The following is an 18,335-nucleotide window of genomic DNA, read 5'->3' on the forward strand; positions in this document are numbered from 1 at the left end:
CTTATAAGTACGAAATTTCATTTATGGTTATTCCAAACCTATAGATTGGAAAAATATCGTTATCTCTGTTAACAAATCAAAGAACAATAATATCCCCATAATTATCATAATTATACCACCAAACTTCATGATAGCAACATTGTACTTTTTAATAATTTGTAATTTTGTTATAAAGAACGTCAATACAAAGAATGGAATACTAAATCCTAGCACATATAACAACATATACAATAATGCTTGTGAAGAGTTAGTAGCTGCTAATGTGCCAATTGCTGCGATAATTGGTCCGTTACAAGGTGTCCAACCTGCTGCAAATGCCATACCAATTAAAAATGTACCGACATAACCTGATGGCTTAGTTTTAAAATTAATTTTACGGTCTTTCATTAAAAATTGAGGTTGAAATACACCTAATATAATGAGACCAAATACGATGATAATAATTGCACCTATTTGTCTTATTAAAGTTTGGTAGTTAATGAGCATACCCGAAATATATCCTATACCCATACCTAATATCATATAAATGAAACTAAATCCTATTAAAAAGGTAATTGTATGTAATATCGCATTACGACTAAGTCCTTTACTTTTCAAATCATCATAACTCATTCCAGTTATATATGAAACAAATGCAGGATAAATTGGTAATACGCAAGGAGATACAAAACTTAATATGCCTGCACCAAACGCTACAAAAACTGTTAATTCCACAATCGTCCCCCCTCACTCTTAATTCTATTCTATCAAATTACAAATAAGTTAAAACACTTTTATTTGAACAATAAGTGAAACCTCAAGATAAAAAGCCAATTACACGATAATAGTGTAACTGGCTTTTAAAAATATCACGATTATACGTTTTATTTTTACTTATGATTAATATAAGACTATTTAGTTTTTTGATCCATATTCTTATTCATCATTGTCATCATTTGGTTAATTTTCTTTTGAGATGGTTTTTGACCCATTTGCATCATCATCATACGTAACATTTCTTCATTAATTGGTGGATTCTTTTTCAAGTAATCCATCATATATTTACGTGCAAGGAAAAATCCAATTGCAAGCCCACCGATTAATGCCACGATGATTAATAATATAGCTAACCATGTTGCCATTATTTCACCCACTTTCTGTATCCTTTAAAAGTTTACTAAATTCATTACATTTTATCAAGACGAAACTTGATGTTTAAAATAAAAAAGCCTCAGCCAAATTTCTTGGATGAGGCTTTTGTTAAATAATTAGAAGCTTAATACTTGATTTAATACGTTTTCTTTAGTGAATCCGTATTTTTCTACGACTAGGTCACCAGGAGCACTTGCACCGAATGTATCAATGCCAATAACTTTACCTTCAAGACCTACATATTTATGCCAACCTAGAGATGAAGCCATTTCTATAGCGACACGTTTCGTAATTGAAGATGGTAGTACTGATTCTTTATACGCTGAATCTTGTTGATCGAAAGCATTCCAGTTAGGTAATGATACAACTTGTACACCTTTACCTTGTGCTTCGATATCTCTTGCTGCATCTACAGCTAAAGATACTTCTGAACCAGAAGCTAGCAATAAGTATTCAGGTTCGATTTCTGAACGATATACAACATATCCGCCTTTACGAACGCCTTCTTCTAATACTGATTCTTCAACATCTAAAGCAGTTAAGTTTTGTCTTGTTAAAACTAATGCTGTTGGTGTTGATTTAGATTCTAACGCAACTTTCCATGCAACTCTTGTTTCGTTACCATCAGCTGGACGAATAACATTTAAGTTTGGAATTGCTCTTAAACCAGCTAATTGTTCTACTGGTTCATGAGTTGGACCATCTTCACCTACAGCGATTGAATCATGAGTAAATACGAATGTTGATGGTACGCCCATGATTGCTGAAAGACGAACTGCTGGTTTCAAGTAGTCACTGAATACGAAGAATGTTGCACCATAAGGTTTAACACCACCATGTACAGTCATACCATTAACTGCTGCTGCCATTCCAAATTCACGAACACCGAACCAAATGTTGCGTCCTTCTGGTGTTTCGCTGTCAAAGTCTGCTTCGTCTTTAACATTTGATTTGTTTGATGAAGCTAAGTCTGCTGAACCACCAAAGAATGCAGGAACTGATTTACTTAATGCTTGAATCACTTCTCCTGAGTCTGCACGTGTAGCACTACTATTGCCAGCTTCATAAACTGGTAATTCTTTAGCATAATCAGCTGGTAATTCATTAGAGATAGCTTGTTTAAATGCTTCACCTAATTCAGGATATGCTTTTGTATATTCTTCAACTAATTTATCCCAAGCTGATTCATCTTCGTTAGCACGTGTTAACATTGTTTCGCTAAATACATCATAGACTTCTTGTGGTACATTAAAGCGTTTAGAAGGATCTAAGCCGTATGCTTTCAATGCTAATTCACGTTCTTCTTCTCCAAGTGGATTACCGTGAACACCATTTGTACCAGCTTTATTAGGAGAACCGTAACCTATAACTGTTTTGATTTCGATCATCGTTGGACCTTCTAAAGTTTTTGCTTCAGTAATGGCTTTATCAATAGCTTCAAGGTCATTGCCATCTTCTACTAAGATATAACTCCAACCATATGAAGTGAATCTTTCTTTAACATTTTCAGAGAATGCTTTATTTAAATCACCATCTAATGAAATATCATTAGAATCATATAGCGTGATTAATTTATCAAGTTTCAAATGACCAGCTAATGAAGCGGCTTCGTGAGAAACACCTTCCATTAAATCGCCATCACTTGCTAATACATAAGTGTAATGGTCTACTACATCATAATTTTCTTTATTAAATTTACCTGCTAAATGTTTTTCAGCCATTGCCATACCAACACTCATAGCAAAACCTTGTCCTAATGGTCCAGTTGTAACTTCAACGCCATCAGTATGATTAAACTCTGGATGTCCAGGTGTTTTTGAATCCCATTGTCTAAAGTTTTTCACTTCTTCAAGTTCTAAACTACCTGAAACATGTAATAAACTATATAATAACGCTGAACCATGTCCTGCAGATAGAACAAAACGGTCTCTATTAAAATAGTTTTTAGACTGAGGATTAAAATTTAAATGCTTAGTCCATAAAGTATATGCCATAGGTGCTGCACCCATTGGTAAACCTGGATGCCCTGAATTTGCTGCTTCAATAGCGTCTATACTTAAAGCACGAATTGAATCTACTGCAAGTTGATCTTTTTCATTAAACATAAATGTAGTCTCCTTTATTCTTGTAATCCCTTTTCATTATACATGAAAAAATTTAGAAAATTAATTATTATCTCTTAATTTATATTTATTTCCTAATATTATTATTTTTTTGAATTTCTTTTACTTTGTCCGGTGTTACGTCATTTCCTTCTGGATCTATTACTTTAGTATTTTCTATAGTGCTTTTGAAGTTTCCTCTAAAAGCTTGTAAATACTCTGCTCGCAATTTAGTTTGTTCTTTAGCTTCAGCCTCTGACAAACCTTCTGTCTTTTTTTTATTAGCGAGTTCATTAATTCTATCTATTTTAGTTTTTTCTAACATTTTATCCCCACTTTCTACATACATAAAAGATACCAAAAAACACGAGTAAATCCAAATGGATTTACTCGTGTTTTATAATTAATCTATAGACCCTACTATTGTATTTGAATCAGATAAATGATTAGGTTGTTTATGTTCGTGTTGTTTAATTTGATGATCTGTCATCTCGTACGTCTGTTCTGTTGTATAGATATCATTTGACTGAGCTAAATATAAATATCCTATTAATAGAGTCATTAAGAATACTGCCACATATACTAATATTGTCTTCTTAACTGTAATTGTCATACTCAATTCCCCCTAGAACGTTTGTTTGTATTTTTATGATAACAGAACAACTGTTCGTAGTCAATAAAAATACGAACAAATGTTTGTTCGAAGGAAACGTATGTGCTATAATATGGTTAAATAATTTATTGGGAGCGTGCGACTATGAAAGAATTAACTAAACGTCAATCTGAAATATATCAATTCATCAAACATATAGTACATACGAAAGGTTATCCACCTAGTGTACGTGAAATTGGTTTAGCAGTTGGCTTAGCATCAAGTTCTACAGTACATGGTCATCTATCTAGATTAGAGGAAAAGGGATATATCAAACGTGACCCAACTAAACCTCGTGCAATCGAAATAATCGAAACAACTGGTGAAAACATTAACCAAGAGAATACTATCCATGTTCCGGTTATAGGTAAAGTTACAGCAGGTATTCCAATTACAGCTGTTGAGAACGTTGAAGAGTACTTTCCATTACCTGCTCATTTCACTTCTACTCATAATAGCAATATCTTTATTTTAGATGTTATTGGAGATAGTATGATTGAAGCTGGCATACTTGATGGTGATAAAGTAATTGTTCGCAGTCAATCCATTGCAGAGAATGGAGATATTATAGTTGCCATGACTGACGATGATGAAGCAACCGTTAAACGCTTCTATAAAGAAGAAACAAGATATAGACTACAACCTGAAAATAATACAATGGAACCTATTTATTTAGATAACGTAACAGTATTAGGTAAAGTCGTAGGATTATTTAGAGAAATGTAACCATATAAAAAAGGAGATGCAATCGCATCTCCTTTTTTTCATATTCCCTTTATCGAGTTCTTATTACTAATGTCATATATTTATGAAACATCTTTTTTATTTAATAATTCTTTAATACGTTCTAATACATCTAAATCTTTATGCTTTATTTCTTTACTTTCCATGTAAAACTTCCCCTTTATATGTTATTCCACCAATCAAATTATTAGAAACAACATGTGTTAAACATTTAAGGAAATATGAAATATGACTTATCTCGATACAATTATATCAAAGTTGCTCAGATAGAATATTTATCTATCTCTCTTCTTATTGTTGTGTGATGTAGTTTTCCGTCCAATAAGGCTGTAAATCTTCGCCTATATCAACACCTACACCTAACTCTTTATAATCTTTATTTAAAATGTTCTTTCTGTGTCCCAGTGAATTCATAAGACCATGATGTGCATAAATACTACTTATTTGACCATATGCTAAGTTTTCACCAGCAGTAATATAGTCAAAGCCATCATTATCTAATCTATCAAATGGAGATAAACCTTGTTTATTAGTATGATCAAAATAATCGTTATCAACCATATCTTGACTATGCCTTCTTGCAGTTTGACTTACATTTTCATTATAAGATAATGTCGGTAAGCCAAATTGAACACGCTCAGCATTTACAAGATCAAAGTTTTGTAATTCTAATGCATTTTTATAATCATCAGATCCTGCATGATATTGGTTCGTTCGTTTATCTTCAGTGGATGATGCTATTTGCATTATACCTTTAATTTGATTATTCTCATGTTTATCATAAAAAACGGTTGTATAGATGTTATCAAATTTGAAAACATCGTAATCTTCATCATTTTGAATGAGCTTCACTTTTTCTTTTTGAATTTCTTTTTCTGGTTCACCAAGTATAGAACGAACTTTTTCCTTGTTCATTTTACTTGTGATCCCTTTTTGGGATGTTATTAAGTCTTGGTTCGTATATAAACCTGTTACTTTGTCATTATCATAACTTACCATTACAAATTCATGGTAATCATTATGATATACATGCCATTTCTCGTTATACTCATTAGCGGTTATACGCTTTGGTTTGCCAAGTTTCTTTTCAACTTCACTTTTTGTTTGATTGATTTGAATATTATTAATCGCAAACTCTTGGTCATTTGGTGTTTTAAGTTCAACTTTTTCAGCTGTTTGTTCGTGTAGTAATCCCTGTTGAACGGTTAATACTCTTTGTTGAATTTGTCTAGACAAATCTGAATCAGGGACAGGCTTGATCAATGTTACAAACAATAACAATAAAAATAAGTAAAATACTTTTTTCAAGTCGTCACCTCACCTATATTTAGTCACGGTCACCATTAAAGATTGAATTTCGTACAATTACGTAGTCAACTTTTGTAATAGAATGTAAGTCTTTTCCACCTGCATATGAAATCGAACTTTGTAAATCCTGTTCTATTTCAACTAAAGTATCTTTTAATGAGCCTTTATGTTCTACAAACATTTTTTTACCTTCTACGTTTTTACGTTCACCTTTTTGGAACTCAGACGCACTACCAAAATACTCTTTATATAATTTACCTTCTAATTCAACTGTTTCACCTGGTGATTCCTCGTGCGCAGCAAATAATGAACCAACCATTACCATGCTTGCACCAAATCTGATTGATTTAGCGATGTCACCATTCGTTCTAATACCACCATCAGCAATCATAGGTTTTCTAGCAGCTTTACTACATGAATTAATAGCAGCTAATTGCCAACCACCCGTTCCAAATCCAGTTTTAATTTTAGTGATACACACTCTTCCTGGTCCAATACCTACTTTAGTAGCGTCTGCACCAGCATTTTCTAGCTCACGAACACCTTCAGGCGTACCAACATTACCAGCAATTACAAATGTTTCTGGAATGTGTTGCTTAATGTGTTTAATCATTCTAATAACTTGCTCAGAATGACCATGTGCTATATCTATCGTTATATATTCAGGAACTAGTCCCTCATTAGAAAGTTGTTCAACAAAAGTATATTCATTGTCTTTTACACCTACAGATATAGATGCAAATAAGTTTTGACTTTGCATTTTCTTGATAAATGGGATACGTCCCGCTTCATCAAAACGATGCATGATATAAAAATAATCGTTACTAGCAAACCACTCAGCGAGTTCTTCATTCATAACTGTTTGCATGTTAGCTGGTACTACTGGTAATTTAAATGTTTTTGGTCCGAATTTAACAGAAGTATCGCATTCTGAGCGACTTTCTACTATACATTTGTTTGGAATTAATTGTACATCTTCATAATCAAAAATTTTCATATCAATGACCTCTTTCAAAACTATTAATAATAATCCATTAGTTACTATACATGGTTAACTGCTAAAAGTAAACGAAATAAGTCTATTATTATTTATTTAATGCTTTATCGAGTGTTTTTATATTTTCTTCCATTAAAGATTGATACGAGATATTGTTCTCTTTTTCTTCGTCTTTAGTTAGTACCTCTAAGTTATGGAACTTGAGTGGTTTGCTATCTGTATCTTTTTTAATGATATCTGTAATTTTTGAACTTACATTTTGTTCATATAATATATATGGTGTTTTAGCTTGATTAATATTTTTTATAATTTCTAGTATTTCTTTTTGACTAGGTTCTTCATTATTCATTCCGGTAACACCAGTTTGTTTAAAATGATATCGATTAGCTAAATAACCTAAAGAGTCATGAGATATAAACACTGTATCTCTTTTTGGATGATCTGTAATATTTTTTAATTTTTGATCAATGCCATCAATCTCTTTAATTAATGTTTTGTAATTTTCCTCATAGTCTTTTTTATGTTCAGGATCCTTTTTAACAAGTTTATTCTTTATCGATTTAGCCGCTTCTTTATTAGCGATAGGATCTAACCAAATGTGAGGGTCTTGTGCGTTTACTTCTTCTTCACCATGATTATGTTCATGTTCCTCCCCATGCTCGTGATGATGTTCTAATAGGTCACTTTCATTTAATTTCGAAATGGCTTCTAATTTATGATCATCATTTTTAATAGTAGAACTTATCTTTTTAGAGACTGGATCAAGTTCATTAGATGAATATATAAAAAGATCACTTTTAGCAACATTAAGCATTTCTTTTTGAGTTGGTTCATAATTGTGTAAATCTGTTCCGCTTGGGTAAATCGAATCTACTTCGACATGTTCTCCCCCAATTTGTTCAGCAAAGCTTTCATAAGGATAATTTGTAGCATAAATTTTTAATTTGTCATTTTTGGAAGATTGATTTCCACAGCCCGATATAAATACAAGAATTACAATCATTAAACTTAAACTTTTGTAGATACTTTTCATCTGATAACTCCTAATTTAGTATTTTCTTTAATTATAACAATATACGCTTTTACACTTCATATCGCAATCATATAAAATCAAAATAATTTCGTGTTGATAACCATTTTGAAATGTGATAAAATTTAAAACGTAATGATTACTGAATAGAAAGGCTGATGAACATGCGTGTCAATATCACGTTAGCATGTACGGAAACTGGCGACAGAACCTATATTACAACTAAAAATAAACGTACTAATCCAGAGCGTATTGAAATGAAAAAATATTCTCCAAGATTAGGTCGTCATACGTTACATCGCGAAACTAAATAAGTTCTTATTTTTAAGCAATATACGACATAAAAAGTCATTTCAACTATATGAAATGACTTTTTATTTTTTATCTTTCTCTTTTTTTATCGCTTTAAAGCATTTATGCGTTAAAATTTTTGTTGCTTATTTTATGATTACCTAATAAAATATAATGTATATTTTCATTTCAGAAGAGTTTTCAAATATAGAAAGTATGGTGATTTATATGGAAGAAATGAAACGAGGATTAAAGACAAGACATATATCTATGATTGCAATCGGTGGATCAATTGGTACTGGCTTGTTTATGGCTAGTGGTGCAGTAATTACACAGGCTGGACCTGCTGGTGCACTTGTAGCATATTCTATTATCGGTGTTATGCTTTACTTTTTAATGACCGCTATTGGTGAATTGGCAACATTCTATCCTGTTTCAGGATCATTTAGTGCTTATTCAAGTAGATTTATAGACCCATCTGCTGGCTTTACAGTTGGCTGGTTATACTGGATTATATGGGCACTCGTAACAAGTGTAGATATTTTAACAGCTGCAAAAATCATAACATACTGGGATGTTTTCCAAAATATCAATCCATTTGTGTGGAGCATCATTTTTCTAGTTATTTTATTTTTACTTAATGCTTTTACAGTAAAAGCATTTGGAGAAGCTGAGTATTGGTTAAGCTTTATTAAAGTAGCAACTATTATTATCTTTTTAATAGTAGGTGTACTTATTATATTTGGTATTTTAGGTGGTAACGAGCCACTAGGGTTAACAAACTTCACATATAAAGACGCACCTTTTGTGAATGGCATGTCAGGATTCCTAGGTGTACTTCTTGTAGCAGGATTTAGTTTTGGTGGTACAGAAGTTGTTGCTGTAACTGCTGGAGAATCAGAAAATCCTAAAGAATCTATGCCTAAAGCAATCAGACAAGTATTTTGGAGAATTTTATTATTTTACATTTTAGCAATTGCAGTTATTGCAGCTATCATTCCATATACAGACCCATTATTATTAAACAAATCAAATACAGTTACACAAAGTCCGTTTACGATTGTATTTGATAGAGTTGGCATTGCTTTTGCCGCTTCAATTATCAATGCAGTCATATTAACCGCGCTTATTTCAGCAGGTAATTCTGGATTATATGCAACAAGTAGATTACTTTACTCATTGGCACAACATAAGCAAGCACCAAAATTTATTAACAAATTAAACAAAAATAACATGCCATTTATTTCGTTATGTGTGACAATCGTGTTAATCTTCTTATCCATTATATACGCAACTATCAATACAGATGGATACTACAGATTGTTAAACATGCTTGGCGCACTCGTAACACTCGTATGGTTGATGAGCATCATCAGTCATATTCGTTTAAGAATGGCAATTAAAAAGCAAGGACAATCAACAACCGATACATTAGAGTATAAAGCACCATTGTATCCATTGGGACCTATAATTGTTATTGCTGTCATTGCCTTTTTACTAATTGGTCAATCATTTGATAGTATTATGACGTTAAACTACCCAGTATTAATTGAATCATTCTTACCAATCATTTTAGGAATTGTTGTTTATTTCGTTCATAAAATCACGACAAAATCTAAAATTATCAAACTTAAAGATATCGATTTATCTAAACATCAATATAATAATAAATAATGAAAAGCATTCACTCAGTTATATTTTGAGTGGATGCTTTTCTTATTTTTTTATTTATGCACTTATAATTTAGTGATGAACTTTTTCATATGGCATCATATATAGTATAATAAACATTAATAATGAATATTTAACAAAGAAGGTGTAATAATGGCTGGTCAAACTAATTTATTTGATGACGTTATGGAACAAGATGAGCGCTTTGTGATTGTTGTACAAAGTATTTATGATACAAATGCTCAACTCGTCAAAAAAACATTAAGAGAATATACAAGTTTAACAAGAGAACAGATGCAATCCTTATTTGATCATCTTAAAGATTTATATTTAACTGAACCTTTTGAGGAGAACCAAGCATTCTTCGATATTACTGTTTATACAAATCAAGACTATGCAGCTGACCAAATTTATGCGCATATTAAAAGAAAAAAACATAGTCACGAATGGACGCATACAAGTAAATAAAGGAGTAATGATATGTCCCACGTAAGCAAAGTTTTTCCTTTAGATAACGAAAAGCAAGTTGAAGTAAAAGTCGTTAAAAATAGATTTGATTTTGAAATTGATGAAATGTTGGCAATTACACAAGAAGAAAATTCTGAATTTCCTTTTATTCCTGTTTCACCTTGTTTAGGTTATTCTAGAGGACTTTACCCGGAACATCCTTTACTTATTGGTTTATTATTAGGTTTTTTATACCATGAATCTTTAACTGGTGAAACAGATGAACGCATTCATAGTATTGCGAAAGCAATCAATAGTAAAAATCGCGGTAAAATGATTCAAGCATTAAATATAATAGAGGCAAATAAACTCGGTCACTATCCACCCACTCGTTTCATTGGATTAAGCGAACGTGCTGTTAATTTAGGCCAATCAATATTTAGTTTATTTGAAGATGAAGTTATGTTTTTAGCTTCTACAAGAGATAAAATCATATCACATCCACCTTTGTTAGATCATAAAGATATCGTTGATCCACTAGAACGTTTATTCTTCTATACAAAAGATAAAGATTTCTTTGATAACGACGAACGTATTGCTATTATTGACAACCATTTATTAAATGGTAATTCTGTCTTAAACCTTATTAAAAAGATTTATGATAAATACCCTGAAAGAGAAACGTTTACTGTATTAACACCGATAGATTTAAGATCATCAAGTGTTAAAGAATCTTTTTCTAGCTTAGAAAAATCTTTGAATATTAAAATTAATATTATATCGCTCATGACTTTTGATGTTGAAGTTCAAGAAATAGAGCATGCAACCGAAGATTTAATACAAAATGAATTTTTAGAAAATCAACATCAAGAAACTAAAGTACAATATCATTCTTTTAGAAATGTTATTAATGATCATTTCATCGTAAAAGCACAAAATATGTTACGAGACGGAACGATTCACGATAATCCGTATTTCATTTCAACAGGCAGATTTACATTGAATGGTAAAGAACAGCAAACCTCTGAAGCGTTGTTTCAACGTATGGGAGAGTTGTTAAATGATTTACTAGATGATTCACCGAAGCTCGTTATTGGCGTTGGTGAGTTCTTGTATGCACCTCTCCAGATCGCTCGTTTTTTACCTGGCAAAGATGTATATGTGCAAGGAACAACAAGATTTAATTTTGATTCAAGTACTTTAAAACACTCTAATAAAAAAATAAGCTTCATGTCTCCACTCGAAAGAACGATCACACATTATTTATATAATTTAGATATAGATCAATATGATGAAATCATTGTTTTTGTAGAAAGATTACGACATAAAACTGAAATTGATGATTTAGTACAACAGTTAAAAATACTCGGTGCTAAGTCTATACTCGTTATTGAAATGACTTCAATTTCATTTAATGAAGACCGATATTGACAACCAAACATTAAAAAAGCAGCAGAAATTCAAATTTGAATTTCTGCTGCTTTTTACATTTTTAAGATATTAGTATCTCAAGAAAGTGTTATACCTTATTATTGAGCCAGTATTTTTTCTAATGCTGTTACAATACCGTCGTTATCATGATCATCTGTAACTAAATCTGCAATACCTTTTATTGTATCGTTAGCATTTCCCATCGCTACGCCAACAGCAGATTTTTCTAGCATGTCTGAATCATTTAAACTATCACCAAATGCAATCACTTCAGAAAAATCAGCGTTAATTTGATCAAATAATTTTTGTAATGATTTCCCTTTCGAAACTTGTCCATCCATAAATTCTAAAAAGTATGGCTTACTTATCGTTGAAGATACTTCATGACTAAATTCACCATTAAGTTCGCTATTTGCTTTTGCAATATTCTCTTCGTAATCAACGCCCATCACTTTAGGTACATCTTCGTTAATAACATCTTTAATATCATCAACTTTTTTCATAGGAAGGCCCGTTAAATCACTTTCGATATTCATATATTCGTGCGTTCTATCATGTATAATTTGATCGTCTATATATGTTAAATAGAAGAAGTTTTGTGTTCTACAATAATCGATAATTTTATTTGCATCATCTTTATTGATCGTTTGTTTAAACACAACATTATTATCATTCGCATCTATAACAAATGCGCCATTATAGCTGACAATGTATCCACCATTATTTTTTAAATCTAGTGCATCAGCGTGTTTCATCATACCAGCTGTCGGTCTTCCAGATGCAAGTATTAATTTCATACCTTCTTTTTGTTTTTCTTTTAAATATGTATATGTTTTTTCACTTATCTCATTTTTTGAAGTTAAAAGTGTATCATCCATATCCATTACTATGTATTTATATGCCATGTTTATCTCCTTAAAATATAATGATGCTTATATTCTATCATATACAGAATATAAGCATCTCATCATTCGTTTATAAATTAATAATTTTTTGGCTAACACCATATCGATTGATTGTGACTAATTCAGATTCACAATCTTGGAATCTATTTTGTAATTCCCTAACGAGTTTACCACTCAACTCTTTTTTAATTAAAGTTAAAACAGTAGGACCAGCACCACTAATTACTGTAGCGTATGCGCCATACTCAAGCGCTAATGTCTTAATGTTTTCAAAGTTAGGGATTAAATGTTGTCTATATGGTTCATGAAAACCATCTTTCATCATCATTTTACCTGCCAATTCATAATTATGTTGAATTAAAGCACTAATCATTGTATTACTTATCGCGCTAAATTTGACAGAGTCTTTCAAAGATAATGTTTCAGGTAATACTTTACGTGCCTTTTCCGTCGATAATTCATATTCAGGAATTGTAGCAATAACATCAACTTTTGGAATATCTATATATGAAACATCCGTTTGTTTCACTTCAGGATCATAAACACCGAGCACTAAACCACCATAAATTGTAGGCGCTACGTTATCTGGATGACCTTCAATTTCAGTTGCAAGCTGCAATAATTCGTATTTAGATAACTTTAAGTTTGCAAAATAGTTTGCGAGAAATAATCCAGTCACTAGAGCTGAAGCTGAACTACCTAAACCCCTTGCTAAAGGGATATCGCTATACATTTTCAAATTTAATGCTGGCATACTTTTAGAGAATTTTGCTGTAGCTGTTTGAGCAATTTTTGTAATATAGTGTTGTTCATCATTTGGTAATCCTTTCAAATGTGGACCTATATGTTCAAAATGCCATTTTTTATCTTCTGAAAGATGCGCCTCAACCTCTAAATATTTATCAAGAGCCATTCCGATAGAATCAAAACCTACTCCTAGGTTAGCTGTTGACGCTGGTACTTTAAGCTTTAACTTTTTCATTTTAATGCACGCTCAATATAATCAATAATAGCTTGTTCATCATTCTCTAATGGTGTAATTGGCGAATCTAACAAGTCGATAGCTGTATCTGGATCTTTCAATCCATTACCCGTTAAGATAGCAACAACAGTTTGATTAGGCTCTAATTTACCTTGTTCATGTAACTTTAACAATCCAGCAATAGAAGCGTTACTTGCAGGCTCACTGAAGACACCTTCTTTACTCGTCATCAGTTTATATGCTTTTAAGATTTCTTCGTCAGTCACGCTATCTATTAAGCCTTTAGATTCATCTCGTGCAGCTTCTGCTAACTTCCAGCTTGCTGGATTACCAATTCTAATTGCAGTAGCTACAGTTTCAGGGTTTTTAACAACTTTACCTTGAACGATTGGTGAAGCACCTTCTGCTTGAAAACCGCACATTACTGGTAAACCTGATTGGTTTAAGTTATCGAATTCTTTGAAACCTTTCCAATATGCTGTAATATTCCCAGCATTCCCTACTGGTATCGCAAATAAATCTGGTGCTTTGCCATCAAGTTGTTCAACAATTTCAAATGCACCTGTTTTTTGACCTTCGATTCTATAAGGGTTAACAGAGTTAACTAATGCAATTTCGCCGTTTTCTGCTACTTTTTTAACGATGTTCAATGCTTCATCAAAATTACCTTTAATTGATACAATTTCAGCACCATACATCACAGCTTGAGCTAATTTTCCAAGTGCAATTTTACCTTCTGGAATTACAACAATCGCTTTTAATCCAGCTCTAGCTGCATATGCCGCAGCAGATGCTGAAGTATTACCAGTCGAAGCACAAATAACAATTTTCTTTCCTTCTTCTTTAGCTTTTGCAACGGCCATAACCATTCCTCTATCTTTAAATGATCCAGTTGGGTTAAGTCCTTCAAATTTAGCAAATAAATTGATATTTAATTTATCTGATAAATATGGTAAATGTATTAAAGGTGTATTTCCTTCATTTAAAGTTAATTTAGGTGTACTTTCATTTACCGGTAAATATTCTTTATAATTATGAATTAATCCTTGCCATCTTCCCATACTATTTGTCTCCTTCAATTGGATAATATTTAACAATGTTTAAGCCGTTTTCTTTTAATGATTTAATTGGCAACTCGTCAATACCTCTAATAACAATACCGTAAGTATTTTCTGTGCGTTGCTCTACTTTCACGCTTCTATGAAACTCTATAGTCGCTTTAATCTCATCTCTTAAAACGTCTTCTTCTTTGTCGGTTTCAACAATTATGAAATGACTATTTTTTAATGGGAATTTAACAACTTCTTCTTCAACGATTTCTTTAGTTCGTTCAGTCTTAAGTTCGAAGTGAGGCGGTAAAGTATGTAAATCAGATTCAAATTGTAAAGCTACATTTAACAAATCTGAAACGACTGCACTACCTGTAGCTAAACTTCCTGCACCTTTACCATAAAACATCGTATCTCCTACAGCATCACCTATAACATATATAGCATTATACTCGTCTTCAACATGAGACATTTGATGACTATTTGGAAGTAATGTTGGTTTTACACTTGCAACCACTTCACCGTTTTCGTATTTCCCTTGACCTATTAATTTTATTTTGTATCCTAATCTTTCTGCAACTTTAATATCTTCAATTTCAACATCTGAAATACCTACTCTTTCGACATCATCCAAGGAAATAACTCTATTAAATGATAAATAGCTCGTAATGACAACTTTACGAGCTGCGTCTACACCTTCAACATCATCAGTTGGATCGGCTTCTGCATATCCTAAATCAGTTGCAAGTTGTAATGCTTCTTCATAAGATTTACCTTCTCGAGTCATTTGGCTTAGTATAAAATTAGATGTCCCATTAAATATACCCATAAATTGATTGATATTATTTGCATTTAATCCATTATTAATCGCATTAACAATAGGTATACCACCTGCAACACTTGCTTCATACTTTAACGCAACTTTATTTTTTTCTGCTAAGTCTTCTAAGACTCTTAAATGTACAGCTAACAAATCTTTGTTTGCTGTAATAACATGAATACCTTTAGATAAGAATGCTTTCAACCATTCTACAGTTGGTTCAATTCCACCCATTACTTCTACAACGATATCTAATTCATCATCATTTAAAATATCGTCAATATTTTCAGTTAAATGATAGCTAGAGGTATTAATTGCTCGCTTCTTACTCGTTGAGTTAACGAGAATATGTTTAATATGTATAGATTTACCTATTGTATCTTCTATTTGCTCTTTATTTTCTTCTACAATCTTTACGACACCTGTTCCGACAGTGCCGAGACCTAATACTGCTACATTTAATACTTTCATTTTCTCACTCACCTTAAATATATTGTTCTTGTTAAAAATACAAATGTCTACTTGAAATAGACTCAACTTTATTATAGTATAAATTCATTAAAGTTTTTTGTAAAGTTTGAATAATTCGAATTAATAGTAATATTATCATTATTTCTAGCTTTGTAAAGAGCTACAATTACATTACCCCCAGTAAAAGGACTGATAAAATGAAAGTTTCAAAATTTGGCGGAAGTTCCGTCGCGAATAGTGAACAAATTAAAAAAGTATTAAACATTATCAACTCTGATGATGAAAGAAAAATTGTCGTTGTATCAGCGCCAGGTAAAAGGTTCAAAGAAGATATTAAAACAACAGACTTACTCATCCGGTTATATGACAAAGTGATCAATAATTTGGATTATTCAAATAAACTACGCCAAATTATTGAACGTTATGAAGAAATTGTTACAGAGCTTAAAATGGACGATGCGATTTTAAAAGAAATAAAGGATAACTTGCTATACTTAATTGATGTATACAAAAATCAACCTGAGCGATTATTAGATGCATTGAAAAGTTGCGGAGAAAATTTTAATGCAAAAATCATTGCACAATATAATAATCAGTTAGGCTATCCAACACGTTATTTATCTCCAAAAGAAGCGGGCATTATTGTGACAGATGAACCAGGAAATGCCATGATATTAGAATCATCATATGAAAAAATTTATCAATTGCGTGAGTACGACGAAACCCTTATTATACCTGGGTTCTTTGGGTATTCTGAGAATGACGATATCGTAACATTTCCGCGTGGAGGTTCTGACATTACTGGCGCTATTTTAGCTAGAGGTATAAAAGCAAGTCTTTACGAAAACTTCACTGATGTATCAGGTATTTTCCGTGCAAATCCAACAGTGGTTTCGCAACCAGAAGTGATCCCAGAAATCACATATCGAGAAATGCGTGAATTATCTTATGCAGGATTTGGTGTCTTCCATGACGAAGCTTTAGAGCCACTATACAAAGATCGCATTCCCGTCGTTATTAAAAATACGAACAGACCACATGATAAAGGCACTTTCATAGTAAGTGAAAGAGAAATTTCAAACTTATCTCATATTGTTTCTGGCGTAAGCTGTGACAAAGGTTTCACAATCATTAATGTCAAAAAATACTTAATGAATAGAGAAGTAGGATTCACAAGAAAAGTTCTTAGCATATTAGAAGAAGAGAATATTTCTATCGAACACATTCCTTCTGGTATTGATAATTTAAGTATTATCATGAGAAGCGCACAAATAAAAGGAAAAGAAGAACGTGTGTTAAATAAAATTCGAGAAGAAATCGAAGTCGATGAACTTACTATAGATTATGATTTAGCTATATTAATGATTGTTGGCGAAGGTATGAACAAAGCAATCGGCACAGCAGCAGGCGCTACAAAAGCGTTAAGTAAAAATAAAGTTAACCTTAATATGATTAACCAAGGTTCTTCAGAAATTTCAATGATGTTTGGTATAGATGAACAATATTCTGATATAGCTGTTCAAGCAATATATAACGAATATTTCGCTAAAGAAACAACACAAATTATTTAAAATATTAAAAAAAGAGATCCTCACTAGGCTATAACCTACTGAAGATCTCTTTATTTTAAGTATAAGTATTTTTGTCCCAACCTTTTTATGTTTCTGACAAAATAATTTGATTTAATTTATCTTTTCCAATTACTTTTCTAAGCATGAAAAATTGATAATAACTTAAGTGCTGAATCAGTCTTTGATATTTATATATGTCGTCTTGTCTCAGTTCATGATATAGTTTATACATCATTTGAATCTCCGGACGTAAATATTTAACATCAGTTTCTAAACTATGAAAATATATTTTATAGTCTTCCACTTCTATATTGTGATCATGTCTAAATTGCCATTTTTCATCTTTCGTCTCATAAATATACACTTTAATAATCCTACATTGTGCTTTTTTATCATATACATAAAACTTAGTATAATTATAAAGTTCGCTAGCATTGATTTCTTCTAGTTCGTTTAAAGGTGTTTTGACTACCAACTGATATTGGCGTTCTAAAAAGTAATTTGTTAACAAATCCACTTCTTCTCTACTTACTGTTATACTCATTAGTTCCTTTGTATATGTGTACTCGTTTAGAAATAAATCAATCGCACATTGTCCACAAACAATATATTGAAATGGGTAGTCAGACATTATCTGTTTTAATTCATCTATTGATAAATATTGTTCGTTTCTTTCCAAATCAGGTACCTCCTAAGTAAGCGTTTTCATTCCCCTTTCATTTTATCAGTTTTG

Annotated in this window: 19 protein-coding genes; 6 read left to right on the forward strand and 13 right to left on the reverse strand. The window is 31.8% G+C overall.

Features of this window, described 5'->3' with window-relative positions; translation table 11 throughout:
• Positions 1 to 27: 27 nt before the first annotated feature.
• The 5 genes from LQ598_RS02535 to sosA all read right to left on the reverse strand — a co-directional run bounded on the left by LQ598_RS02535 (position 28) and on the right by sosA (position 3,846).
• Positions 28 to 714 carry a cytochrome c biogenesis CcdA family protein gene (locus LQ598_RS02535; protein WP_016911658.1) on the reverse strand — a complete coding sequence of 229 codons (687 nt, stop codon included), beginning with the start codon at positions 712 to 714 and terminating at the stop codon, positions 28 to 30.
• A 176-nt stretch (positions 715 to 890) separates the two neighbouring features.
• Positions 891 to 1,121 carry a YneF family protein gene (locus LQ598_RS02540; RefSeq protein WP_016911659.1) on the reverse strand — a complete coding sequence of 77 codons (231 nt, stop codon included), beginning with the start codon at positions 1,119 to 1,121 and terminating at the stop codon, positions 891 to 893.
• 126 nt (positions 1,122 to 1,247) lie between these two features.
• Positions 1,248 to 3,236, reverse strand: coding sequence for a transketolase (gene tkt / locus LQ598_RS02545; RefSeq protein ID WP_107537248.1), 1,989 nt, complete (start codon positions 3,234 to 3,236; stop codon positions 1,248 to 1,250).
• An 85-nt stretch (positions 3,237 to 3,321) separates the two neighbouring features.
• Positions 3,322 to 3,558, reverse strand: coding sequence for a DUF896 domain-containing protein (locus LQ598_RS02550; RefSeq protein ID WP_107537251.1), 237 nt, complete (start codon positions 3,556 to 3,558; stop codon positions 3,322 to 3,324).
• A gap of 78 nt (positions 3,559 to 3,636) precedes the next feature.
• Positions 3,637 to 3,846 (reverse strand): DNA damage-induced cell division inhibitor SosA, encoded by a 210-nt coding sequence (sosA, locus tag LQ598_RS02555; protein WP_016911662.1) that lies wholly within the window; start codon positions 3,844 to 3,846, stop codon positions 3,637 to 3,639.
• Positions 3,847 to 3,990: 144 nt separating this feature from the next.
• Between sosA and lexA the strand changes: the two genes are divergently transcribed.
• The gene (lexA, locus tag LQ598_RS02560) at positions 3,991 to 4,611 is read left to right on the forward strand and encodes a transcriptional repressor LexA (RefSeq protein WP_016911663.1); all 621 of its coding nucleotides are present in this window, start codon (positions 3,991 to 3,993) and stop codon (positions 4,609 to 4,611) included.
• A gap of 309 nt (positions 4,612 to 4,920) precedes the next feature.
• Here lexA and LQ598_RS02565 read toward each other — a convergent pair whose 3' ends face one another.
• From LQ598_RS02565 to LQ598_RS02575, 3 genes are all read right to left on the reverse strand, one after another.
• Positions 4,921 to 5,937, reverse strand: coding sequence for a CAP domain-containing protein (locus LQ598_RS02565; RefSeq protein ID WP_239745140.1), 1,017 nt, complete (start codon positions 5,935 to 5,937; stop codon positions 4,921 to 4,923).
• A 19-nt stretch (positions 5,938 to 5,956) separates the two neighbouring features.
• A complete protein-coding gene (gene guaC / locus LQ598_RS02570; protein WP_016911665.1) occupies positions 5,957 to 6,934 on the reverse strand; it encodes a GMP reductase in 978 nt (325 codons plus the stop codon).
• A gap of 88 nt (positions 6,935 to 7,022) precedes the next feature.
• Complete coding sequence (locus tag LQ598_RS02575; RefSeq protein WP_107557234.1) at positions 7,023 to 7,967, reverse strand: metal ABC transporter solute-binding protein, Zn/Mn family; 945 nt, start codon at positions 7,965 to 7,967, stop codon at positions 7,023 to 7,025.
• A gap of 161 nt (positions 7,968 to 8,128) precedes the next feature.
• On the opposite strand from LQ598_RS02575, the gene rpmG reads away from it, so the two are divergent.
• The 4 genes from rpmG to LQ598_RS02595 all read left to right on the forward strand — a co-directional run bounded on the left by rpmG (position 8,129) and on the right by LQ598_RS02595 (position 11,804).
• Complete coding sequence (gene rpmG, locus LQ598_RS02580) at positions 8,129 to 8,278, forward strand: 50S ribosomal protein L33 (protein ID WP_083840518.1); 150 nt, start codon at positions 8,129 to 8,131, stop codon at positions 8,276 to 8,278.
• 205 nt (positions 8,279 to 8,483) lie between these two features.
• Positions 8,484 to 9,929 carry an amino acid permease gene (locus LQ598_RS02585; protein ID WP_016911667.1) on the forward strand — a complete coding sequence of 482 codons (1,446 nt, stop codon included), beginning with the start codon at positions 8,484 to 8,486 and terminating at the stop codon, positions 9,927 to 9,929.
• Between the two features lie 150 nt (positions 9,930 to 10,079).
• Positions 10,080 to 10,394, forward strand: coding sequence for a hypothetical protein (locus tag LQ598_RS02590; RefSeq protein ID WP_016911668.1), 315 nt, complete (start codon positions 10,080 to 10,082; stop codon positions 10,392 to 10,394).
• Positions 10,395 to 10,406: 12 nt separating this feature from the next.
• Positions 10,407 to 11,804, forward strand: a complete 1,398-nt coding sequence (locus LQ598_RS02595) for a phosphoribosyltransferase domain-containing protein (RefSeq protein WP_107557235.1) — start codon at positions 10,407 to 10,409, stop codon at positions 11,802 to 11,804.
• 98 nt (positions 11,805 to 11,902) lie between these two features.
• Here the strand turns inward: LQ598_RS02595 and LQ598_RS02600 are convergent, their stop codons facing one another.
• The 4 genes from LQ598_RS02600 to LQ598_RS02615 form a co-directional block, all read right to left on the reverse strand.
• On the reverse strand, positions 11,903 to 12,709 hold the full coding sequence (locus LQ598_RS02600; protein ID WP_239745141.1) for a Cof-type HAD-IIB family hydrolase: 807 nt from the start codon (positions 12,707 to 12,709) through the stop codon (positions 11,903 to 11,905).
• 70 nt (positions 12,710 to 12,779) lie between these two features.
• Complete coding sequence (thrB, locus tag LQ598_RS02605; protein WP_107537083.1) at positions 12,780 to 13,691, reverse strand: homoserine kinase; 912 nt, start codon at positions 13,689 to 13,691, stop codon at positions 12,780 to 12,782.
• The gene (gene thrC, locus LQ598_RS02610) at positions 13,688 to 14,752 is read right to left on the reverse strand and encodes a threonine synthase (protein WP_016911672.1); all 1,065 of its coding nucleotides are present in this window, start codon (positions 14,750 to 14,752) and stop codon (positions 13,688 to 13,690) included. The genes thrB and thrC overlap by 4 nt, the downstream gene beginning before the upstream one ends.
• A gap of 1 nt (position 14,753) precedes the next feature.
• Positions 14,754 to 16,031 carry a homoserine dehydrogenase gene (locus tag LQ598_RS02615; protein WP_016911673.1) on the reverse strand — a complete coding sequence of 426 codons (1,278 nt, stop codon included), beginning with the start codon at positions 16,029 to 16,031 and terminating at the stop codon, positions 14,754 to 14,756.
• 197 nt (positions 16,032 to 16,228) lie between these two features.
• On the opposite strand from LQ598_RS02615, the gene LQ598_RS02620 reads away from it, so the two are divergent.
• Entirely contained in the window at positions 16,229 to 17,602 is a 1,374-nt protein-coding gene (locus LQ598_RS02620; protein WP_239745142.1) for an aspartate kinase, read from the forward strand.
• An 85-nt stretch (positions 17,603 to 17,687) separates the two neighbouring features.
• Here the strand turns inward: LQ598_RS02620 and LQ598_RS02625 are convergent, their stop codons facing one another.
• The gene (locus tag LQ598_RS02625; protein ID WP_239745143.1) at positions 17,688 to 18,281 is read right to left on the reverse strand and encodes a hypothetical protein; all 594 of its coding nucleotides are present in this window, start codon (positions 18,279 to 18,281) and stop codon (positions 17,688 to 17,690) included.
• Between the last annotated feature and the right edge of the window lie 54 nt (positions 18,282 to 18,335).

It is taken from the genome of Mammaliicoccus sp. F-M27 (assembly GCF_022387115.1).
Taxonomy (GTDB): Bacteria; Bacillota; Bacilli; order Staphylococcales; family Staphylococcaceae; genus Mammaliicoccus; species Mammaliicoccus vitulinus.